General features: G+C 40.3%; 13 protein-coding genes and 2 tRNA genes. 5 read left to right on the top strand and 10 right to left on the bottom strand.

Going from position 1 to position 24,819, the window contains the following annotated elements:
- Nucleotides 1-10: 10 nt before the first annotated feature.
- Nucleotides 11-1,510: a GH3 auxin-responsive promoter family protein gene (locus tag CJ263_RS08190; RefSeq protein ID WP_094996819.1), complete on the bottom strand. Its 1,500-nt coding sequence runs from the start codon at nt 1,508-1,510 to the stop codon at nt 11-13.
- 5 nt (nt 1,511-1,515) lie between these two features.
- Nucleotides 1,516-2,385 carry a M23 family metallopeptidase gene (locus CJ263_RS08195; RefSeq protein ID WP_094996820.1) on the bottom strand — a complete coding sequence of 290 codons (870 nt, stop codon included), beginning with the start codon at nt 2,383-2,385 and terminating at the stop codon, nt 1,516-1,518.
- 192 nt (nt 2,386-2,577) lie between these two features.
- On the opposite strand from CJ263_RS08195, the gene tatA reads away from it, so the two are divergent.
- The 3 genes from tatA (at nt 2,578) to CJ263_RS21095 (ending at nt 6,060) form a co-directional block, all read left to right on the top strand.
- Nucleotides 2,578-2,763 (top strand): twin-arginine translocase TatA/TatE family subunit, encoded by a 186-nt coding sequence (tatA, locus tag CJ263_RS08200; RefSeq protein WP_094996821.1) that lies wholly within the window; start codon nt 2,578-2,580, stop codon nt 2,761-2,763.
- 269 nt (nt 2,764-3,032) lie between these two features.
- Complete coding sequence (locus CJ263_RS08205; RefSeq protein WP_094996822.1) at nt 3,033-5,630, top strand: OmpA family protein; 2,598 nt, start codon at nt 3,033-3,035, stop codon at nt 5,628-5,630.
- Between the two features lie 253 nt (nt 5,631-5,883).
- On the top strand, nt 5,884-6,060 hold the full coding sequence (locus CJ263_RS21095) for a DUF6747 family protein (RefSeq protein ID WP_188669432.1): 177 nt from the start codon (nt 5,884-5,886) through the stop codon (nt 6,058-6,060).
- A 90-nt stretch (nt 6,061-6,150) separates the two neighbouring features.
- On the opposite strand, the gene CJ263_RS08215 is transcribed toward CJ263_RS21095, so the two are convergent.
- The 3 genes from CJ263_RS08215 to CJ263_RS08225 all read right to left on the bottom strand — a co-directional run bounded on the left by CJ263_RS08215 (nt 6,151) and on the right by CJ263_RS08225 (nt 10,096).
- Complete coding sequence (locus CJ263_RS08215) at nt 6,151-7,143, bottom strand: DUF4837 family protein (protein ID WP_094996824.1); 993 nt, start codon at nt 7,141-7,143, stop codon at nt 6,151-6,153.
- Nucleotides 7,144-7,156: 13 nt separating this feature from the next.
- On the bottom strand, nt 7,157-8,788 hold the full coding sequence (locus CJ263_RS08220; RefSeq protein ID WP_229702388.1) for a LysM peptidoglycan-binding domain-containing protein: 1,632 nt from the start codon (nt 8,786-8,788) through the stop codon (nt 7,157-7,159).
- 117 nt (nt 8,789-8,905) lie between these two features.
- A complete protein-coding gene (locus CJ263_RS08225) occupies nt 8,906-10,096 on the bottom strand; it encodes a phosphoglycerate kinase (RefSeq protein WP_094996825.1) in 1,191 nt (396 codons plus the stop codon).
- Between the two features lie 114 nt (nt 10,097-10,210).
- On the opposite strand from CJ263_RS08225, the gene CJ263_RS08230 reads away from it, so the two are divergent.
- Nucleotides 10,211-11,374, top strand: a complete 1,164-nt coding sequence (locus tag CJ263_RS08230) for a DNA polymerase III subunit (protein ID WP_094996826.1) — start codon at nt 10,211-10,213, stop codon at nt 11,372-11,374.
- Nucleotides 11,374-11,772 (top strand): DoxX family membrane protein, encoded by a 399-nt coding sequence (locus CJ263_RS08235; RefSeq protein ID WP_094996827.1) that lies wholly within the window; start codon nt 11,374-11,376, stop codon nt 11,770-11,772. The genes CJ263_RS08230 and CJ263_RS08235 overlap by 1 nt, the downstream gene beginning before the upstream one ends.
- Before the next feature lie 26 nt (nt 11,773-11,798).
- Here the strand turns inward: CJ263_RS08235 and CJ263_RS08240 are convergent.
- The 5 genes from CJ263_RS08240 to CJ263_RS08255 all read right to left on the bottom strand — a co-directional run bounded on the left by CJ263_RS08240 (nt 11,799) and on the right by CJ263_RS08255 (nt 24,435).
- Nucleotides 11,799-11,872: transfer RNA gene (locus tag CJ263_RS08240), tRNA-Cys, on the bottom strand.
- Nucleotides 11,873-12,000: 128 nt separating this feature from the next.
- Nucleotides 12,001-12,072 (bottom strand) — tRNA-Cys (locus CJ263_RS20920).
- A 47-nt stretch (nt 12,073-12,119) separates the two neighbouring features.
- Nucleotides 12,120-12,491 carry a dihydroneopterin aldolase gene (gene folB / locus CJ263_RS08245; protein WP_094996828.1) on the bottom strand — a complete coding sequence of 124 codons (372 nt, stop codon included), beginning with the start codon at nt 12,489-12,491 and terminating at the stop codon, nt 12,120-12,122.
- A gap of 48 nt (nt 12,492-12,539) precedes the next feature.
- Nucleotides 12,540-13,496: a PorP/SprF family type IX secretion system membrane protein gene (locus CJ263_RS08250; protein WP_094996829.1), complete on the bottom strand. Its 957-nt coding sequence runs from the start codon at nt 13,494-13,496 to the stop codon at nt 12,540-12,542.
- A 19-nt stretch (nt 13,497-13,515) separates the two neighbouring features.
- On the bottom strand, nt 13,516-24,435 hold the full coding sequence (locus tag CJ263_RS08255) for a T9SS type B sorting domain-containing protein (protein WP_158657112.1): 10,920 nt from the start codon (nt 24,433-24,435) through the stop codon (nt 13,516-13,518).
- Nucleotides 24,436-24,819 lie beyond the last annotated feature (384 nt).

Genomic DNA, 24,819 nt, shown 5'->3' on the forward strand with positions numbered 1-24,819 from the left:
ATCAAGATGATTATGTTGATCTAAATTCATTCAATCTATCCGCTACACTTCGATCATTTGCCAGCCTTTGGACTTTATTTTGACCACCCAATTTGCCTATAGACTTCATATAATCCCTAAAACCTCCTTTTTTTATTTTGGCTATTTTCAATGGTTGCAGGACCTTCCCGTCTATCAAATCGAAATAGTAGCTATTCTGATTCTGCAAGGCCTTATCTAAGATACTATTGAACTTTTGTATATCCGATGGTTCCCTTTCAAATTCAATAAACCATTCGTGGTAGGGCAGTTCTTCATTTTCCGGAGTTATTTGTGGTGCTACGGTAAACTCGTTGATTTTTGCATCGGTTTCCTTGGTAGCTTCCAACATAGCCTCTTCAACTTCCTTGGCAATAACATGTTCCCCAAAGGCCGATATAAAATGCTTCACCCTCCCAGAAACTACAACCTTGTACGGTTTTAAAGAAACAAACCGAATGGTATCTCCAAGATTATAGGCCCAAAGCCCTGCATCTGTAGAGATAATCATTACATAGTCCACATTGATTTCAACCTGTTCTATGGTCAACCTTTTTCTAATTTCTTGATGAAATTCATCCACCCTTATAAATTCATAGAAAATACCGGAATCCAATAGCAATAACATTCCCTTCTTAACCTGTGAATCTTGATAGGCAAAAAAACCTTCACTGGCGGGAAAAAGTTCAATGCTTGGCACTTTACTTCCTATGAGTTCCTCAAACTTTTTTCTATAGGGCTCGTAATTGACACCACCATAGATAAAAAGTTCAAAATTAGGGAACAAGTCTCCAATATTCCGATTGGTTTTTTCTTTGAGTTTCTCAAAATACATTTGGACCCATGAAGGGATTCCTGCGATGACCGTCATGTTCTCATCTTTGGTCTCCTCTACAATGGTATTCACCTTGGTCTCCCAATCTTCAATACAATTGGTCTCCCAACTGGGCAGTCTATTTTTTTGAAGATAATTGGGAACATAATGCGCGGAAATGCCTGAGAGCCTTCCCAATTGTATTCCATTCTTTTCGGTGAGTTCTGGACTGCCCTGTAAAAAAATCATCTTCCCGTCCACAAAGTCAGCTCTTCCTGTTTCGTTGATATAAGTGAGAATGGCATTCCTGGAAGCCTCAACCTGATTCTTTATGGATTCCTTTGTGATGGGAATATACTTGGCTCCTGAAGTTGTTCCCGATGTCTTGGCAAAATAAAGCGGTTTTCCTGGCCAGAGTATATCCCTAGCACCATCGACTACTTGGTTTACATAAGATTTAAGTTCCTCATAGTCCCTTACCGGTACATTTTCGATGAAATCTTGATGTGTTTGAATTTTTTTAAAGTTATGGTCCTTGCCAAATTTGGTTTCCCCTCCTTTTTCGATCAGCTCATTGAAAACCTTTTGCTGCGTTCCATGGGGATTATTGACCCACTTTCTGGTTTTGGCCACAATTCGTTTGGCGAAAATCTTTGCTGCAAATGCTTTTAAGGACATGATACCTAATTGAAATCAATAAAATTCTGAGGGTCTACGGGGTTACCCTCGTCCCAAAGTTCAAAATGCAAATGAGGTCCCGTAGTAAATTCGCCTGTATTTCCTACTGAAGCTATAACTTCGCCCCCTCTAACAACATCTCCTTGGAACTTGGCCAAAGACCCATTGTGCTTATACACGCTCAATAGACCATCTTGGTGCTCCAAGATAATAACATACCCTGTATCTGCGGTCCATTCCGAAAATATAACAGTTCCGTTTGCCACTGCCTTTACAGGTGTGTCCTTGGGGGCTACAATGTCAACGGCAAAATGCTTGCGTTCCAAATCATAATTCATGGAAACTGTTCCCGATACAGGAGGAAAAAGCACTAAATTTTTTCTATTGGGGTCCCTTTCGAACAAATTATACTTGTCCTCTAAGGCTACCTCCGCCCTTAAAAGTGAATCTTCCCGCGTTGGTGTTAAATCCACTGTGGAAGGGTCTATTTTAAACTGTTCAAAAAGTGAGTCCCTGTTAATCTCATTGTTTTCAATATCTCCTTTTAAAACCATGCGAATATTATCTAAATACCTATTGGTATAATTAAGGGTTCTTACCAAGGAATCCGTTTTATAGGTAAGTTCAGTAGCCTGTCTTTTTAATTTTGTGGACGAATATCCTGGGATATATTCCCGTAACGGGGTAAATGCAATGAGAAGAATGGTTAGCCCTATTAGTCCGATCATGAATAAGGATCCTGTTACAAAAACGTTCAACCGGCTAAGCTTGAAGGAAATTTTTTCCTCAAAAGTACTTTCGTTCAGTATTACCAAGCGATACTTGTGGAGTAACTTCCGCTTTATTTGCTTTCGTCTTTTTACTTTTTTGGCCATCTTAACAAAGATAAACTTAGAAATGAAAACTATAGCGATAACAACAAAAAATAAGCAATTTATACCGTGTCTGTTGGCTGTTTTAAGCTCAATTAAATCAACTAATTTTATGTATAATCGGAATAGCGTTAATATTCTAGTTAGGTAAACTAGATTTTCCTACATTTGTTATTCTATTAAAGACTTTGTATTATGACAATAGCGAATATTTTTTTGGCCATAGGGCCATGGCAGATAGCAATAGTGGTTCTGGTGGTCCTTTTGCTTTTCGGAGGCAAAAAAATTCCTGAGCTTATGCGCGGCCTAGGTAGCGGGATTAAAGAGTTTAAGGATGCTTCCAAAGAGGACGAGCCCACAGAAGACAAAAAGCAGGAATAACCTTATTGAAGAAATATATATACGGCGTTGCCCTTCTGGGTCAACGCTTTTTTTATACCTTTCTATAGGGTTGTTTTAAGGGTAGGTTTTATCTTAGACCTTTTAGGAAACCTAGTAATTGCAAAGGCTACACGACAAAAAACACCTCTTTCACAACAAAAAATAATTCATATTATACTTTAAAGGTATTTTCGAAAATAAATCTATCCAAAAACTGTTATTAGACAATTATAATTTGGATGACGATTTTCGAAAATGATTTTTAAGGCATGAAACATATTTTTTCCCTTTGTATTTTTCTCTTGTCCCTATCCCTGAGCGCACAGGATTTTCAAACAGATTTGGCATCTGGTAATACCGTATCCTCTAAAAATACATCGGATTCCTCACACTACGGAGTAGATAGGTCAAATGATGAAGATTTTCTTAAAGCCGCAAGAGCAAACGATATACCACAACGGACCCTTACGGATTTTGATGGATTTTCAAATGGATACTATGTCATAGCCGGTGTTTTTAGTAACCCCAATAAACTTGATAAGCAAATAAAGAAACTTAAGAAAAAGGGGTTTAATGCGGGTTACATCAAAAACCCCGAAAACAAGCTTTACTACCTCTACCTAAACCATTATGGCTCATGGCAAACGGCCATTGCCGACTGCAAGAGTGACTTTGGGGGGGAATATGATGATGATGTCTGGATACTTAACATGGTAAGGGACAATTCTTTTGACAATAGTATGATTGCCAGTGAAAAGGGTTTGTTGGCAAATAGGATATTGGACCAAAAAAGAGAAACGGCCGGTGAGACCAATTCTTTCTCCAATACAGAAATATTGGCAACACCCCTTGAGCCTGAAGATGTAACCTATGATATGATTCAGCAACAGGTAGCAAACTCAGACTTACTTATTGATGAAGGTACACAGCTTAATCCTGGTTCAAAAGCCATTGAAACCAATCCAAACAAGAGTATGTTGATAAAAAGGGCCGATGAGTATTTTGATAAAATGTGGTATGCAGAAGCCGCCAAACTTTATGAGATGGCCTTGGATAAAAATAAGGACAACTATTCCTATGAGGTTCTTCAAAAAATAGCGGATGCCCATTATTTTAATACAAACATGGAACAGGCCTATAAATGGTACAATACCATGTTTGAAACTTATGGGGACGAGATGTCAGCGGACAATATTTTTAGATATGCACATTCTTTAAAAGGCACTGGAAAATATGCCAGATCCAAACGGTTGATGCGCCTTTACAACAAAAAATATGAGGCTCAACTTGGAAATTCCAATATTTCGAACGAACAAAGAGAGTTGATGTTAGACCGTCTTTTAAACACAAAGGACAGGTTTGATATTAAAAATCTTAATATTAATTCAGAATACAGCGAATTCTCCCCCACGTTCCTAGAGGATGATAAGGTAGTGTACGCTTCAGCTAAAGACTCATCCATATTTAGGACCAGGCGGTATAAATGGGACAATCAACCCTATTTGGATCTTTATACCGCAAAATTGAACGAAGAGACCCAAGAACTAAGGAATGCTGTAAAATTTAGCAAGAAAATCAATACCAAATATCACGAGGCGGCGGTCACTTTTACTCCAGACAACAATACTATGTTTTTCACGAGAAACAATTATGGAAAAAAGCTTAAGAGAGACAACAACGGAATTAATCACCTTAAAATTTACAAGTCAACTAAAGTGGATGGTGAGTGGACAGAAGCTACCGAGGTGCCCTTTAACAGCGATTCTTATTCTACAGGCCATCCTGTATTAAGTCCGGACGGCAAAAAAATGTATTTTGTGTCAGACATGCCAGGTAGTATTGGTGAAACTGACATATTCGTAGTGGACCTAATGGATGATGGGTCTTTCTCGGAGCCTAGAAACTTAGGGCCCGGGATTAATACGGCAAAAAGGGAAATGTTCCCCTTCGTTAACCAGGAAAAACTATACTTTTCTTCAGATGGTTATGTAGGAATGGGCGGTCTGGATGTCTATGAGGCTCCTTTTGATGAAGAGGGAGGCTTTATGGAAGTTAAAAACGTGGGCAAGCCCATCAATAGCAACAAGGATGATTTCTCCTTTATTGTCAACGAAGAAAAACAAATAGGCTATTTTGCATCCAATAGGGACGGAGGCAAAGGATTTGATGATATTTACTCCTTTAAAATTTTAAAAATAGAAGAAGTTCCTGCTGTACAAAACGCCATTGCCGGAATAGTTACGGAGCTCATTACTGGAGATGTTATGCCAAGGGCACTTATCACATTGTTGGACGAGAACAACATTAAATTAAAAGAGGTAGAAGCCGAAGAGGACGGAAGTTTCATCTTTGAGGATTTAGACGCCGATACCAAATATGTGCTTAAAACCACCCAAGATTCTTATTTTGACGATATACAGGAAGTCACAACAGCTAATAACGATACCATAAGCGTGGATATTCAGATGAAAAAGCTGAAAGAAATGATTGCCGTAGAAGATGGAATCAGAAAGCTCAAAACGGAAATGATACATTTTGACTTCGACAAATTCTACATTCGTACCGATGCAGCGAAAGAACTTGACAAACTTGTAAGCGTTATGAACGAATACCCTCAAATGGTCATTAAGATTGAATCCCATACAGATTCCAGAGGTAGTAATGTATACAATAAATACCTATCCGACAAAAGGGCAAAGTCAACCCGTGATTATATTATATCACGAGGAATTGCCCCTGAAAGAATACAAAGTGCCATCGGATATGGGGAGGAAAGGCTATTGAACGAATGTGACGGCAGTATCCAATGTACAGAACCAAAACATTACTTAAATAGGCGATCGGAATTCATCATCGTTGATATGTAATAAAATTGAATTCTGACAGATAATTAAACAAAAGGCTAGAATCACAGGTTCTGGCCTTTTTAGTTTTGCTCCATAAATATCATTCATATAACCGTTCCTTAATGGGTGTTACCCTTTATCGTTAATTTAAACCGTTTGAGGAATTTTTAAAATAACCTCCTTTCTTTATAGACTTTTTAATCCTTTAATCTAATCTTTTTAGAGGTCTGCCAACTATTTTGGAAGTTTGATGCAATAACTAAAAAATATGATTATGGGGAATCTTTTACTTATCAAGGAAATTTATATCGAAGCCTTTAAAAATTGGAAAAGCTTTATTTTAGAGAACTATTTCAAAATCTTTTCTTGGGCATGCTTTGCCCTAATTGTCCTAGCCGCCTATGCACTGATTTTTAGAATATCTACCGGCTTTTCATTTAGCAATCTTTAAAAAAGCCTAGTTCATATACCTTACCAATGTTTATTAAAAAAAGCGGCCCAGGATTTCTCCTGGGCCGCTTTTTAATTTTATATGAAGAAGTTACTGATTTTCATTAAACTTTACCGTCTTTAATATGGCTTCGAGTTCAAACATATAGTCTCGTTTTTCGGTTGCGGGAGCAAAGGTAAATCCTTCCAAAACCAATTTTCTGTTATTTGGCTTATCGTTGATGATATATGTCAAAAAAGGACCTGCCATGGGGTAATCGGACATTTCCCATCTTCCCCTGACTTCGGCGGCTTTTCTTCCGGCCACTTCTGCAGGAAAAACATAAGGTGAAAAAGCCTTTTCGGTAATCATATGGTTGTTTTTTCCGGGTATATCCTCACCTGGTATAAAAAGATTTCCAATAGAATCCCTCATACTTACAATGTCCTGAACAAAGGTAGAATCGTTCTGAAAGGTGTCCCATGGAACACTATAGGCGATAATATTCATGTTCCCCTTTTGAATTTGCCTGTCCATCCAAACAAAATTATCTTCTTCCCTTCCAACTTTATATACAGAGGGCACGTTAAGGGTTATTCCTAACTTTTCTTGCAAGGCCTTTTCCTTGCTAAGGGACTTTACAAACTTATTTTGTGCTTCCTGAATCTCCAAAGCCTTGAAATCAGCGATAAATTCCGGGGCCTTTTTGTTTAGATTTTCAATGATTTCCTCGTGATTACGGCCCTTTATAACTCCTATCAACTGTGGTTTTGCGTACATATTACGCTTCAAATGCGCTATATCCAAGGTATCTTCCATAACGTACAAAACCGCCCTGGTGTTCCTTACTGATCCAGAAAACACCTCATGCGGTATTTGTGTTATGCTGAACTGTGCCTCATCCCAGGAAAGGCCCAATGCCGGGGCAGCAAAATGACTCCTAATATTATCTCCAACATCGCTTTTCCAAAGATCATTGTTAATCACAACGGTAAGCGTATTGTAGGCACCAATGGATTCTGGTAAATAATCCTGTTCCTTGCCTTCCTTACAGGAAGTAAGAATTAATGTGGTCAATAAAAATAGTGTTCCAATTTTTTTCATTTTATATCCAAATTTACGATGAACAATCGCACAACTTTAATTTTGTGCCCGGTTTTAGATTATTACCACTAATACCGTTCCATTTTCGTAAATTTTCGATACTAACTCCAGGATATTTTCTAGAAATCGTCCAAAGTGAATCACCACTTCGTACTTCATGGACCTTTGTGTTGCTGGAAATGGTTGATTTTGATGGGGTTTCCTTGGGTCTGACAGATGCTACGGGTTGTTTTCTAGGAAATATAGTCAAACGCTGACCCACTCTTAGGTCATTACTTCTTAAACCATTCCATCTCTTTATTTGGCTTACCCCAACCCCATAGCGTTCGGCAATTTTACCTAGATAATCTCCACTTCGCACTTTATAGCGGATACGTTCCTCTTCGGCCTGTTTTATCAACTGGGGTAAAGGACTTTCCTTACTATTGAGCTCTTTTTCTACATGGGCATAAATAGCTTCCTCATTGGCCACGAACTTGCCTATATGACTTACCGGTAGTCTCAGTGTATAATTTTTGCCCTCCACATAGGGAATGGCGTTCAATTTATAAGAAGGGTTCAATATTTTAAGTTCTTCCTTTCCTATACCTACCAATTCCGAAATCTGATCAAACGTAATAAGACTTTTTACGTGTACCGTATCCGTCTCAAAATAAGCCCTATCCACTTTTTGTCCTTGTAAACCGTGTTCTTCGGCATACTCGAAAATATACATGGTGGCCAAAAATGCCGGTACATAACCTGCGGTCTCCCTGGGCAAGTTTCTTCTAATATTCCAATAGTTTTTATAGCCTCCTGATCTTCTTATTGCTTTGTTTACATTTCCAGGGCCCGAATTATATGCCGCTAGCGCCAAATCCCAATCCCCAAAAATGTCATAAAGCTTGGACAGGTATTTACATGCAGCCTCTGTGGATTTTATAGGGTCGCTACGTTCGTCCACATAACTGGTGACATCCAGCTTATACATTTTTCCTGTGCCATACATGAACTGCCACAAGCCGGTGGCACCAACCCTAGACCTAGCCTTTGGATTTAAGGCGGATTCAACAATGGACAAATATTTCATCTCCAATGGAATATTATGGTTGTCCATCTGTTGTTCAAAAAGTGGAAAATAAAATTGACTGGCGGTTAACATTCGCTGCATTAATCCTCTTCTACGAGTTAAAAATGATTTTATTACATTTTCAAGGGAAGGATTATAAGCAACGTTAAACGGAGTTTTTTGATTTAGTTTTTCCAGCCTAAGCTTCAGAGTATCCGTATTCAAATCCAATACATACGTGGAATCAGGCTCGAGAGTCGTTACATCTTCATAGATAGCATCAAAAAGAGGGGCATTCGCAATTAGCTCCTTCATCCAAAGACTATCATACCTCGCTGCCTGGGCATTATCTGCTAGGTCGTACTTTCTGGTCTCATTGGACTTTACAAGTATGAAATCATTGTCTGGGATGGAGTCTACCGCAGACAAATCAATTACATTTTCTGCCTGTAAGGTAGCAGAGTCGTTTTCCACCTCTCTTAGCGAAGTTATTTCCTTATGGACAATAGCTGTGGTGTCTTTTTGTTGCGCCATTATAGCCACGGGCAACAAAAAAAGACCGACAAGAAAAAAATTTCGGATGTTCAATTGGTTCATAGAGCGTAAAATTTCTTAGCGGGACCAACGAAAATCGTACATTTTTCCCTTAGAATAAAATTTTCTTTCTTAAAATGTACATTCTATCGATGAAGCCGTTAATCGATAACGCCCTGGCTATTCGTTTATTGCGGCAATTCCGGGTAAAGTTTTTCCTTCAAGACTCTCTAACATGGCCCCACCTCCAGTGGAGACATAACTAACCTTATCCTCAAAACCAAATTGCTTGACCGCAGCTACCGAATCCCCTCCTCCAACAAGTGAAAAGGCACCATTTTGAGTAGCCTCGTCAATATAATTGCCCAAGGCTATCGTTCCTTTGGCGAATTTTTCCATTTCAAATACACCAATAGGACCATTCCAAAGGATTGTTTTAGCTCCTAAGATTACTTTTTTGAAATTCTCTAAGGTTTGAGGTCCAGCATCCAAACCTTGCCAACCACTTGGTATTTTATCCACATCCAAAATCTTGGTATTGGCATTGGGACTAAAATCATCGGCCGCTAGAACATCCACGGGAATATGAACATTTACTCCTTTTTCCTTTGCCTGTTTCAAGATGTCAAGTGCCAAGTCCATTTTATCATCTTCGCATATGGAATCGCCTACGCTACCGCCCTTTGCCTTGATGAAAGTATAAGTCATTCCTCCACCAATAATCAAATCGTCCACTTTGTCCAGGATATTTTCAATGATGGTAATTTTAGACGAAACCTTGGCGCCGCCCAATATTGCCAAAACTGGTTTTTCCCCTGTTCGCATAACCTTTTCAATAGCCTCTATTTCTTTGGCCAATAAATATCCAAAGCATTTGGCATCAGGAAAGAACTTGGCCACAATGGTCGTGGAAGCATGTGCCCTGTGGGCCGTTCCAAAAGCGTCGTTCACATAAATATCTCCAAGTTTCGATAATTTTTCAGCAAAAGCCTCGTCTCCCTTTTCTTCTTCATTATAATATCTTAAGTTCTCCAACAAAAGGACCTCTCCGCTCTTTAAATCGGCCACAGCCTTTTCTGCTTTTTCGCCTATACAATCATCCACAAATTTAACGGCAACACCAATTACATCTGAAACCTTGGCGCAGATATGCTTCAGCGACAAATCCGGGTTCCTTTCCCCTTTTGGTCTACCCAAATGACTCATGAGCACCGCACTACCGCCATCTTCCAAAACTTTGATGATGGTTGGTTTGGCCGCCTCGATCCTGTTCGCATCGGTCACTTCAAATTTCTCATTCAAGGGCACATTGAAATCGACCCTGATCAAAGCTTTTTTATTTTCAAAATTGTAGTTGTCTATTACTTTCATGGAATGGTGCTTTAAAATAAAAGGCAAATGTAAAGATTAATAGGTGTAGTTAAAACCTTCCCCTCCAAATTCTGCATATTCTTTAATGGGTGAAAAACAACTATATTTGAAGCTATGCTTTTTAAGGACGTTTTAGGGCTTACTCATTTAAAGAACCACCTCACTTCCAGTGCCGATGCGGGAAGGATTCCCCATGCACAATTGTTTGTTGGCCCAGAAGGTTCTGGTACTTTACCTATGGCGTTGGCCTACTCGCAATATTTGATTTGTGGGAACGTAAACGGTGAAAATGAGGGTGGGAATCCATCATGTAACCTAAAATTCAACTCATTTGCCCATCCAGATGTGCACTTTGCCTTTCCGGTAGCCAATACGGAACAAGCCAGAAGCCATGCGGTAAGTGACCACTTTTTGAAAGAGTGGCGCACCTTTATGAAGGAACAACCCTATGGTAATCTTTTTGATTGGTACCGATTAATTGACATAGAAAAAAAACAAGGGCAAATCGGTGTAGACGAAGCCAAGGATATCGTGAAAAAATTATCCTTAAAATCCTATGAAGGAGGGTTTAAGGTGATGATTGTATGGATGGCCGAAAAATTGAACACCGCAGCGTCCAATAAGCTTTTGAAATTAATAGAGGAGCCTCCGGAGAAAACCGTTTTTTTGTTGCTCTGCCAGGATGAGGAACAGATTTTACAAACTATACGGTCCCGCTGTCAAATTTTACATTTTCCCCCTTTGGCTGAGGATGTTATTGCCGCTGAACTTTTAAAGAAAGGGGCTTCACATCAAGAAGCCATGCAAATAGCCCATGAGGCCAACGGCAATTTCAACAAAGCCCTAGATCTACTAAACAAGGATTCTGAAGACCTTGTATTCGAGAAATGGTTCGTACAATGGGTACGCAGTGCCTTTAAGGCAAAGGGCAACAAAGCAGCAATCCACGAATTGCTGCTTTGGAGCGAAGAACTTTCAAAAACAGGCAGAGAAACACAAAAAAAGTTTCTACATTACTGTATCATGGTAATGAGACAAGCCATGCTGTTGAATTATGGTATAGATGAACTTGCCTATATGAAAATGCACTCAAATGGTTTTCAATTACAGAAGTTTGCACCCTTTGTCCATGAAAATAATATTTTGGAAATTACCGAAGAATTGGAAAGGGCCATATATCATATTGAAAGAAATGGGAATGCCAAGATCATATTTACGGATTTATCGATTCGCCTAACAAGGCTACTGCACAAAAAACCAACTAAAATAGGTTCCTAATGGAAGTGATCAAAGAATATGCCTCAGAGCTCATATTACTCCTTTTTTTGTCCATTACTTTTTTACAAAGCGGGTTGGACAAAATAACGGATTGGAAAGGTAACGTTGAATGGTTAAAAGGACACTTCGCCAAAACGCTTTTCAAGGGTTCGGTTCCCGTTTTGCTGGGCGCTATACTTGTTTTGGAAATGATTGCGGGAATAGTTTCACTGTTGGGGATTTATAGCGTCTTGAGTAGCCAAAACACTTCATTTGCCTTCCTAGGGGCTTTCTTGGGATGCATCACCCTATTGATGCTTTTATTCGGGCAGCGTGTGGCGAAGGATTACGACGGAGCAAGGACCATTGTCATTTATCTTATCCCCACAGTTTTTTTGGTCTTCCTGCTACAAAACTAAAAAACCTCCCGGGATTGGGAGGTTTTTGGAGGCATCGAGCGGATTCGAACCGCTGTACAAGCTTTTGCAGAGCTCTGCCTAGCCACTCGGCCACGATGCCCTTTTTTAATCGATTGCAAATTTAGTAAAAATTAATCCTTTCCTTTTTAAAGAAACGAAGTTTGTTCAAAATAAAATCCATGACATTGTTGTCATGGATTTTATTTGGCCCGGTTTTATTGATTTTAGAGGCATCGAGTGGATTCGAACCACTATTAGAAACCCTTGCGGGGTTTTGCCTAACCGTTCAGCCACAATGCCATTATTTTTAATAACCAAGGCTAAGGGAAAAATTCAGTTTCTAAAAACTAGAACGTATCATCTTGCCGTTTAAATGAAAGGTTCACCGAAACTTTTTCCACATCTCCATTGATTGGGGGATTTACTTTGGCTACATTTATTTTTGATTTTTTCACCATAGGTAACTCCTTAAAAATTCTGTCACCAATTCTTTTGGCCACATGCTCCAATAATTTTGAGGGAATACCCATTTCCTCCACCACGATACGATTAATTTGAACATAATCAACCGTGTCCCTTAATTCATCTGACTCAATAGCTTTTGAAAGGTTCGCCTTGACTTTTACATTTACCAAGTAATCACTTCCAATTTTTGTTTCCTCAGAAAGACATCCATGATATGAATATACCCGAATATTATCTACCCTTATCGTTCCCATGTAAAAGTTGTTGATTCTGTTCACAAACTTAAAACAAAGAAGGGTAACTTAATAGGTACATCTACAATTACTGATACCTTGGAACAGGTCAACACCTATGGTCACCACATGGGTTCCCGTACTGTATCCCAATATTTCGTTTAAAATTATTTGATAGGAATAGCCAAAATAGAAGTTGCTCTTTTTGAACCCTACGATTGGGGCAATATAGAGCGGATTACCTATTTGATCGTTCAAGAATCTATAGGTGACCCCGGCATAGTAATAATCCTCAAAATCATACCAGCGAAACTTTAGGTTCAAATCTGTTTCAGACCTTCCATCACTTTCAAAAATCTTGAACAATAATGAAGGTTCTATTTCCAAATTGCTCGTTCTGCTTTTGGTATATCTGTAACCTGTATATACATAATAGTTTCTCAGTTCATTGGGCTCGTCTATATTGAAGGTAAGGCTTCTTGGGTCTTTGTCAAGTATATTGGAAGCATTGGCCGCAAAGTAAAATTTATCGTACCGATACAAAACCCCGACATCAAAGTTGTGATTGGTGGTTTGCCTGTTGTTTACGATTCCACCATCGGGAAAATCGATAAGATTGAACTGGTCAATATCGATATTGAACTGGTTAAAATTGTATGAAAGACCGAAAGATAAAAATTCATCCTCATAGCGGTCCAAGGTAAGGTGGTGGGCAAATGAAACCCTGGCTCCCCTTTGTTTGGTATATCCGTTGGAATCATTATATAAAAATACGCCTATCCCGGATTTTTCGCCTATACGCATATCCGCGGCCAATGACTGCGTTCTTGGAGCATCCTTAATTCCTACCCATTGAGCCAAACCATTGAGCCTAATCTTAACATGGTCCCCAATACCAGCATACGTAGGTGCCAGCACGAACGGATTGTCTGCCAAGTATTGCGAAAGTTGTGGAGAATTAAGTTCTTGACCCCTTACTAAAAAGGCACTTGTAATAAGGGCGAAGGTCAATAATCTCTTAAGCATATTTTTTAGGTTAAGGTTTTTATCTATACAGGGTGAAATGGCCTACAAATTCCCGACTATCTTCCTCTCCGTTCAATTGGATGACGTACCAGTAATCTCCTGTTGGCAATTCATTTCCTTCATATTTTCCATCCCAGCCTTGAGCATCATAGGCCTGTCTGGAAACCACTCTACCATAACGGTCATAAATCTTTATTAGTATATCTGGGAATTGCTGAATATTCTTAGGTATCCAGAAATCGTTTTTCCCGTCTCCATCAGGAGTAAAGAAGTTGGGAATATCTACATCTATGAACTCCATGGATATATTGGCAGCCATCTCACAGCCATTCTCATCAATCACGATTACTTCGTAAGTATCCGTTCTGGTGATATAGAACGTATTGTCATCTCCATTGTCCCTACCGTCAAAATAGAAGGTGTATCCTTCCCTACCTCCTTCCGCCAGTGCGGTAATCTCGTTGAGGTTTCTTTGTTCTAAAGTCAACGTCAGAGGTTCAAAGGCCTCAATAGTGAAATCGAATGTTTGAACACATCCATTAGAATGGGCAATTGCTATATAATGCAAGCCTGGCGCGGTATTTCTAAAATCAGGATTCAACTGCATATCAGCAGGATCCATTGAATCCAATGCATAAAGTACATCTCCGATTACCGTTTGATCTTCCAATGTAATGTTCACATAGTTATCCGGAGTATCTCCAGAACATTCGTATACAGGTTCAATCGTTGCGTTCAAATTAACACCAGGGTCGATATCAACGACCAAATTGGTTTCACAACCATTGGCATCCCTAACGAATACCAAATAGTTACCTCCGGACAAGCCATTGAAAGCTAACCTGTCTTGAACAAAATCAGCATCGTTATTAGAATTTAATGCCGTACTGTAGGGCGCTGTTCCCCCCGTAATATCCAGTGTGATTGAACCGTCAGCACTTCCAACACAAACTTCCGGTAATGCGGTTGGAACAACCATAATCACCGCTGGTTCTATTATGGTGTACTCCAAACGTTCAAAACATCCATTTTGATCTTGCGCTATCACAACATAATCGCCCGGAGCCAAATCGGTAAATGTATTTTCCGTATCAAACTGGTTTAGGTTTGGAGAAATGGCATATTGATATCCACCAGCTCCACCCGAAAGGGTAACCGTAATACTACCGTCATTTTCGCCCGCACACGTTACATTAGTAAAACTATCTGAAATAGCCAGTGGGTCTGGCTCAATAATTGGCACCCGAACAGGAGTCGTTGTACAATCTCCACTAACGGCCTCTACGAAATAGACACCTGCGGTAAGATTTCTAAAAATACCATCTGAATTTGGTCCTGCTACTCTAGAACCTACACTTAGAGAGGCATCCGTGTAAAGGGAGTATTCATAATCTCCTAAGCCACCGTCAGCATCCGCAAAAATAATAGCGGTATTTTCTCCAGTACAATTGATGAACGCTCCAGAAGTATCAACGTCCAAAGTCAACGGTTCAATTGGGTCTTCCACAATCTCGTTGGAAAGTATGGATTGACAATTGAATGAATCCTGAACGTAATAGCGATAGGTTCCCGCACTTAATCCTGTAAATAAGTGTGTGTTAGGCCCATTAGCCGCGTTCATTGGAAAGAAATTGACCCCATCCTCACTATAAGTGTACGGACCAGTTCCTCCAACTGCCCTTAATTCCAATTCAGCACCCGTCTGGCAAGTCAATTCGCTTGTTCGTATCAATTGTGCGGATACCTCCGCCGGATCGGTTATTTGAATTCTATTTGTCTCCGTAGCGCAACCTTCATCATCAGTTACCGTAACACTGTAAAATCCAGCACTGAGGCCGTCAAAAGTATTTAATGATTGTCTAACCGACGTTTGTAATGGTGTTGTTGATACCATATTATCATATACATTTAACTGATACTGATAAAGTGGTGTAACGTTTCTTGGTCCAACCGAAGCCGTAACAGAAGCATTATTGTCGCCGTAACAAACAAGCGTACTTGCCGATAATGTTGCAAGAATGTCATCTGGTCTAATTAAAGTAATGCTATCGGTGAAATCACAACCATAGGCATCTGTCACCAAAATATCAAAATCTCCTGCTGATAAACCCGTGAAAATAAATGCATTCACATTGGTCTGAATATAAGGCGCTTGACCCGTGACAGTGTTTGTTAACGTAATCGTATAAGGACCTTGCCCACCACTTGGGTTTACCAACAAGCTTCCTTGGTCATTGGAACAACTAACACTCGTCTGCTGAGTAATGACGGCGGTAATTGCCGCTTGTGGCGCCCTAACCGTAATTACATTGGAGTTCTCCACGCAGAATGGTGCTTCCGTCTGTGTAATACGAACGTAGTATGTTCCTCCCGGCAAATTAGTTATCGGTGGCAAGGCAGTGGCTGTGTTGCCTGTTCCATTTTGCCCTGCAATCGGATTATTGTTTACATCAAATACCTGATAGGAATAATTTCCAACATAATCTGATATTGCAACCCCGAAACTTCCATCATCCACTCCATTGTTCAAACACTCCTCATCGGTCAATTTTGTTGCAACCACATCCATTTCTGGTGGTGTTTCAACCGTATGTACCGTATTGATCATACACCCTGTATCCAAATTAGTGATGGAAATACTATAATTACCGGCCGCTAATCCATTGAAGGTTTCGGAATGATTTGTTGAGGAAACTGATTGATTATACACCACATTGATTCCGTTTACCACATATTCTAAATTTGGGGTGGCAGTTCCTGGGTTTACAGTAACACCAACCTCAATCTGTGCATCATTACCTGGATTACAGGTCACATCAGCAGTATCCGTCACAACTGGATCACTTATTTGTACAAACGGTGCAATACTGGCTGTTGCAGTGCCTATACACCCTAAATCATCAAAAACATTGACGGTATAATTTCCGCCGTTAGGGTTGGTTTCGATGTATGTTGTATTCGTACCATCCTGAACTGGTATGCCAGGATTTAAATCATTGATAAATTGATACCTCACAAAAGTATTTGAACCTCCTGTTACGCTCTGTACAGAAATACTTGCATTGTTGCCGTTGTTACCCATGGTACAAGCAAATTCCACCGTAGCATCCATGGTTACCACTACAGGAGAAGGCTCTGCAATTGTAATGGAGCTGCTATCCACACTACAGTTGTTTGTAGCGGCGTTACCCGTAATTGTAACTATATAACCCGCAGGAGTAGTTGTTGGTGCCAAACCTGTGAATGTTGCAGAAATATTGGAAGTACTTGTTGGAGCAATCGAAATGGGGCTTCCATCCAAGGAAGTGATTTCAAAAGTATAAGGTCCTGTAGCATTGTCCAAGACAGTAACGGATATAGTTCCATCCGACGCACCGTTACAGGTTACATCGGTTGTGTTGATTGTGTCGATTGTAGGTACAATCGCTGCTGGCACATCGATTATAAAACTTCTAGCCGGACACGTTGGTCTGTTATTGTCAAAAACCTCAACCGTATAGATTCCCGCAGCTGATGCCATGTCCCATACAATTGAATTCGCCGGAGAAGGAAGTGCAGTTCTCACTTGATTTACCGGTCCGGAAATTTGATAGTCATAAGAACCTGAACCATTACTTGCTGAAATCGTAATTTCGGCATTGGGGGATACCGTACAGTCTAAAAATTTTGTCTGTACCGCACTTGCCTGTAAAGTTGGATAAATTTCGGCGGTATCAGAAGCGGTACAACCATTCGCATCAATGATGGAAATAGCATAGGAACCTACTGGAACATTATTGAAAACCCCTCCATTGTTAACATACGTAGTGCCTCCATTAATGGAGTACAGATACGGCGCCAAACCGCCACTCGCATTAACGGTAATGCTAAAAGGCGTTCCACAATTTGTAGTAGTTACGCTGGTTATGGTGGGACTCTGTGAAATATTCATAGAAACCGTATGGGTAGGCAAACTGGTAACAGGACAACTATACTGGTCGGCTATTTCAACCAACACATTAAAAGGAGTAGCTGTAGGGTCTACCAAATTAGCAATTGGAACCTCTATAGGATTGTTAGTGGTTACAATAGGTGCAATGAAATTAGCACTGCTTAAAGTGTAGGTATACATTCCACCTCCCCCTTGTGCGCTCTGTATTTCAATCAGTCCCGGGTCGGCGCAGGTAATGTCAGCTAATACATTTGGTGTAAAAGTAATGGGGTCTAATACCTCAACCTCTACATTTTCGCTGCCTATTACACAATTATTCGGTGCAGCTCCCCTAATTTCTACAAAATAATCTCCAGCTCCCAAACTTGCCGGGGTTGGCGCTACAAAAGTATCACCTGTTGTAAAAGAAGCAACGGTACCTGTAGCTATAGAAGTGTGGGCAGGACTTCCTACTCTAAAAAGTTCCCAATCAAAGGTTCCTCCCAATTCGCCGGGATTATTTTCAGTAACTGTATACGTGATTTGACCATTTGTAAGTCCGTCACAAGTTGGTGTAGCTACACCATCAATTTGTATTGGCGGCGGTGCCACATTATTAACATTTACACTACTTTGACGCACGCATCCTGGAGGCCCGGAGGAATCCCTAACATAGAACACATAAGTACGTCCCGGAACCAGACCTGCAAAAACATGACTTCCAGGTGTGGCGGCCGTCCAAGTTGCTGTGGCGGGGTCAAAATTGACCGGATCCTCAGAATAGGTATATTCGTAAGGAGAAAGCCCTGCAGTACCTTGTACGGTAACCTGTAGGTCATTGCAATCTATAACAATCGCTGCAATGGTGATATCCAAATCATCCAAAGGATATGGTATCGTATACCTTGGAAGGTCCATCTGACAATTAGTACCCTGTACCCGTACTGAAGGCAATACTTCTGTCCCGGAAGCGAAACTAGCACCAACAAAAGTATCTGATAACCCCCAAGTTGCACCACCATCGGAACTAAATTCCAATGTTCCTAATGTTGTCGTATAATTGATAAATTCAAACCCGTATAAATTAGGGTCAGGGTCACAACCGGGAGGCAAAATAGGACTGATTTCCGCAATAAGTTCATCAGGATTGTTGATGGTTACCGGCGTCTCTGTTATGGCACAATTATTAGCATCCGTTACGATTATGGTATAATCTCCATCTGCAAGATTAAAGTAAGTCCTTGTTGTGTTGACAACGTTTGTATTGGTCTGGTCAGCTGCACCACCATTATCCAAATCTATAATTTGTATGGTGTAAGGGCCAATACCAGATGTAATATCTACTTCAATAGATCCTGGTCCCTCATAACATTCCGGGTCCGTAGGTGTTGCCGTGAAAGCCAAGGCCACCGCAGGATTTACAGTAACCGTTTCCATATAATTACAAGCATCCGGAGCAACGGCAAAATTATCCCGTACATATACATCATAATCCCCATCATTGCCCGTAGTAACCGCAAACGTATTGGATGAACCAAAATCTGTAAATACTGGTGCAGAACCTGTTGGCATAAAGGCATAGGAATAGTCTCCATCACCCCCTTGTGCATTGACAGTGATACCACCGTCCGCACATGAACTAATATTAACTACCTCAACCGTAGCGTTCAAACTTGGATTAAGTACAACTGTTTGTGTATTGGAGGCCAATGGGCATCCAAATTGGTCTCTAACCTCAATATCATAGCTTCCACTTGCTAAACTCTGAAATGTAAACGTGGTTGCGGTAACAGGTGTAGGTGTTCTCCATGGGCCTCCATCGATTCTAAATTGATAACCGCCATTTCCATCGGTTACATTTACAATAATGGTTCCGTCATTATTTCCAGAATAACATGCTGTCGGAATCGCGTCAAAAGCAATGGTTTCAGGTTCTGTAATTGTCAACGCAGTGTCTATCGCATCAGTACAATTATTAGTATCCCTTACCCTAACAATATAGTCGCCGGCAAGCGTAATATTACTAAATACCCTATTGTTGCCATTAGTTGCAAAATCGTATCCTGCAATCACATTGCCCAAATCATCCTCCAATTGGTAAACATACGTTGGTGTTCCACCAGTCGCATTAGCCGTTATCGTTGCTCCTGCATTACATGTTATTTGTTCGTTAACTATAGCAGTAGCAACCAATGCAGCTGGTTCTGTAATCGTTGCTGTTACAGAGGATGTACATGTTATTTCATCCGCTTTTCTAAGTAATACCGTTTGACTTCCTGCTCCAAAAACGGCATTTGTGGTCACTGGAGATGTGGTAGATGTAATCCAAGTTGTTCCCCCGTCTTCCGAATATTCGAAACCAGCCACAGGATCAAAATTATCTACTTCAAAAGTTATGGTTCCATCAGATACTCCATTACAAGACACATTAGTAGAACTTAAGAAAGTACTTCCAAAAACCCTTCCTGCTTCAACGGTTACCGGTGTTTCAACAAATAGCTCACATACTTCAGGAACCTGAAAGATTTCAATATCATCCAATGCCAAATCATTACCGCTATTCCCCGAAATTTCCGAGCGAATTACAAATTCTAAGCTGGTGTTTGGACCTGGATCTAGATTTGTACTGAAAAGCTCCCAGTCATCCGGTCCTGTATTCTTAGGAATTTGTCCCGTTCTTATCGATTGGACAACAACTCCCCCTGTAGTCCTTATTTCAATTGTCAGGTCAGGATTTAACTGTGTGTTTCCTATTAACCCATTGAGTAAATTAAAAATGTACAGGCTTATTGTTAATGGCCTGTTAGGAATAACATCATTTATTGGTTTTGTATAAATGATTTGACCAGGACTAGGGGTTCCCACATTAATCACCAAAAAACGGCCATCTGGATCGGATGGGTTTGTATGGTCATTTGGATTAACCCAAGGCCCGAAAGGAGCTACTATATGGTTAGTGACGCTGTATTGAAAATCATTAATGTTTCTGTTCGTATCACCACCCCCTGCTGTGCTGGTGGTTTGGTCTTCATACGCGTATCCAATAGTATCCGGACTAGGAATTGTTCCGTTTCCAACACCAAAATCTTCAGTTAACAAAAGGCTTGGTGTGGGAGGTGTTTGTGAAGCATAATAGGTAGTCACGGTATATGTACCCGGTCCTACATTGTTAAATACATTACTATCTTCCGGAGTGTTAAAAATACCATCAAGGGCATACCTATAATCATACCCAGCTATGCTTGGGGACGCGGTTATTGTTCCCGTACCATCACAATTATAAGAGACCTCTGGGGTTAACGTTACATTTGGAGGTGTGGGCAGACCTTCCACAGTTACATCCATTGGATAAGAACAGGCGCCATCCCTTACATAAACGGTGTAATCCCCAGGAGGCAACAGAGCCGTAGATGCAATTCCCCATGTACTACCGCCATCAAAACTATATTCGTATGGTGCATTTCCACCGACTACATTTGTAATCCGTACTTCAGCACCATTCGGATCGCATGTTGCATCCCTTGATACACCTGCGGAGGCACTTAATGGAAAAGGTTGGTTAAGTACGTACTGTTGGGATATATCACACCCACTACTATCCAAAACTCTTATATCGTAATTTCCAGCAGACAACCCTACAAAGGTATTGGTAGGTTGGAAACTAGCTCCATTATCAATACTATATTGATAAGGTCCAATTCCACCTGAAATATTTATGGTTAATTCGCCATCTGAATCCCCACTACATGAAGGTTGAACTTCATCAATTGAATCAATAGTGGACGAGCCATTATCATTAATTGTAATGGGACTTGAAATAGCATAACAGTTGTTAGCATCCAATACGATAAATTGATACGTACCATTTTCTCCTGGATAATATTCATCGTTCCCGTCGTCATCTTCATCCCTCCATCCAAAAGTGAAGGTAGTCTCTACTTGATACGCATTTGGGTCAATATTATCTACAATTTCCCTTTCGGTAGGGCTACCTCCAGGACTATGTAAAATTGTGCCATCTTTACTCCAGATAGCAAATAAAAAGTCAGGATTGCCTTGCCCTCCGGTTCTGGACAATTCTATGCTTCCCGCGGTACAGCCAATATCGGCTATGGTAACGCCTGATAATGTTGGGTCCGGTATACGACCTACAGTAACCGACTGAACATCCACACAACCATCATCAGTTCTGGTTATTATAAAATAATTACCTGGGTTGACATTATTAAAAGTATGGGTATTACTTGGTTGAGCGGTTTCGCTATCCACCAGTGTTCCGCCCGGATGGCCAGGATAAGCAGGCGTAGCGGGAGGTGGCGTTCCGTCGTCCAATCTAAGTTCATATTGGTAGTTTGGAAGAACATTGTTAGCATTTATATGGATACTTCCCAGGTTATTACAATTAGCATCCGTTTGAAATACATCTACCTGCAAATCCCTATCAAGAATTCCTATATCCGGTGTGCTAAAAATACATGCTCCGAGAATCGGGTTACCGGTTGACGGATCCAATTGAACTACTTCTACCCTATAAGCTCCATTACTAGTAAAATCAAAGCTTGGCCCATTATTAGCGCTAAATGGTATGACTACCGCATCTGTACTTGCGTTAACCAATTGATATCCATACCCTGATCCTAAATTTGTAATGGTAATGTTACCATCCGTATCACAAACTACATTAGTAGTATTGTACTGAATATCCAAGGTGTTCTGAAATATATCAAAATAAAAACGGCTAACACAACCGTTCTGATAGGTAATGGACAATCGATATTTTCCTGCCGTTGTAGCCGTAAAACTACCTCCTGTTCCAACTTGATCCCAAGAACAACCCAAGTTCCTATTCAAACAATTTTCTGGCTGAACCGTACAACTAGATTCATCCAATCGCTCCCAAAAAAGATTTTGCGCATCTGAAATATTTACCTGTAATAATTGCGTATCGTTTATCCCACAAAGAAATATTTTTGGGAAAAGTGTGGTACCATCACCACAGTCGGCAACGATTTCCCCTTGGATATCATTGGTTGGATCTGCGTCTGCATTACTATTGTTAAAAAAGTCAATTATTGGATTCGTTTGGGTGCTTCCAAAACGCTCAACAGTAATGATTTCCATAAACCCCTTACAGGGATCGGCAACCTGCTTGTCCACAATATATACTCCTACTTCGCTAACCAAAATGGTACTTGGGTCATTATCCGGATTACCATCCTGACCTGTTATATTAACGTCGCCGGCATCTATTAAACCATCTTGGTTAACATCCAGATACCAAACATAATTATCGAATCCATCCCCTGAATCCAACACAACGTTATCACCACAGAGTTGTGCTGTTCTGGAAAAATTACAAGCGGAAAGGTCATCCAATAAGAAATTAGTTGCTCCTGGGGTAACAAAACCACAATTGTCAAAATCGGAAACACTAGGGTCATCCGAAATAACAGCACTATTGATATCTCCACGATATGTTGAATAGGCTAAATTCTGTATAAGATCAGTACATGCGTCCACAAAATCAAAACAGTTTTCGGCCACCCGAACCCTAAGGCGAATATTATAAACGGCGCTGCCCATTGTGACAAGATTGTCCGGAACATTAAATGTAATTTCATTGGTGGCTGAATCGAACGAATGAGTAACTCCGGGAGCGCCATCAAGATCCACGCTCAGGAAGGTAGTGTTAACGGGCAAAACGTCTCTTATGGTATATCCCACCGCATCATCGTTTCCTAAATTTCTAAAGGAAAGAACATAATCAAGCGTTTGTCCCAAATTTACACCTTGACCGGTAATGTCGTTTCCGGCAATATCTTCTACCCTTTTTTCAAGAACAATATTAGGTTCTATAATTTCTACTGAAAAGGATGCCAAGAAAGGTCCATATCCATCTCCGGTTGAAGTAAAACGTAATGTGGCACCAGTTTCATCGTTTGGCAACACAGTTTCACTAGGGTTGTTTAAATTAAAAATGTCCAAATCGGTTCCCAGCGTGTTCGTGCCATAAGGTGTACGAGTCGGAACTTGGACTCCATTAGTTGTAATTGTTGAGTTGAAAAAATTGTTATCTGGGTTAAAACCGGTACTTAAGTTGGTAAATGCAGAACTTGAGTTGAGATCCGCTCTTATAAAAAATCTATCATTGTTGATTCCTCGATCCCCCTCCAAGGCCCCAACACCTACTCTCGCCCTGACTGGAAAAGGCGCTGGAAGCGTTCTAAACCCATTAACATCAACATCAACATTTCCTACGCTTCCCGAAAGACTTGCATAACCATCAAAAGTGGAGATAAACTTACCAGATTCGTTTGGGTTTTCATAAATAATGACCATCACCCATCCGGCAGAGCTCGAACCATCTCTTCTACCTCGTGTAGCCCTAATGTTTGCTGCTGTATATGAACCATTGGGGTTGGCATTGCTACGTACTAAGTTCGTGATATTTTTATAGCAAATGACAGGAGCGTCCTTCACGAATACCCCAGGATTTCCCGGTTGATATCCATCTAAAATAATATCGTCCTCTTCGCCTACGGGATCGGGATTATTATCCGCGACTAAATCGACATAAGCACCTCCCGGAATTTGAAATTTTATCTCGTTCCATTCCTCTATCCTAGGAGTTCCGTTAAATTGTGCTCCACCGTCTGTACTTCTTTCATTGGGGTAAGTCCCTGCCCAATATAATCCTGCATAGCGTATTTGAGAACAGTCGGGATCCGTAAGGTTCAATTCTGCACTACTGGAACTGAAGGTCGATGGATCACTGTCTATGTCAATATACTCCATCCACAGCGAGTTATTGTTTTCTGTTCCGTTATATGGATCATTAGCTTGTGCTGGATTTGACTCAGATGCACGGTTAAGAATATTATTACCCACAAAAATAATGTCGCCTCTTACTTCTATATTTCCTCCATCAAGACGTGGGGTAAAAGGAACATATTCTTGAGAAAACAAGGTGTAGGTTCCCATTGTCAAAAAAATCAAAAACAAGGAAAGCCTAAGAAATAAATCTCTCATAGACGATTTTGGTTTGGTGAACCTAGAAAGGGTAGTTTCTTTAATCATAGTCTGGTTGTTCTTGGATCATTCCTATGCCTCCCCAATTAGGTGGTGGCACTATGGAATACACCAATAACAAAGATTGTCCATACTAGGAAGGTTTGAAATTTAATGTTGTAGCCGAATTGCAATATGTTGTGAAAAGGGAATTGTTGATGGTTAGTGAAGTGCAAATACTCTATTTTTCAGTCTTTACGCTCCGTTTTTATGTCGTAAAAGCGATTAGAAACTTTGGTGAAATCTATCATGTGGACAAAGAATAAAAAAAAGGCTTGCGGGCGCCCCAAACATGTTATTCTGCCCCTTGGAACCATGTATCTTATTTTATGAAAACGACAACTT

This window comes from Maribacter cobaltidurans (genome assembly GCF_002269385.1).
In the GTDB taxonomy this organism is placed as follows: domain Bacteria; phylum Bacteroidota; class Bacteroidia; order Flavobacteriales; family Flavobacteriaceae; genus Maribacter; species Maribacter cobaltidurans.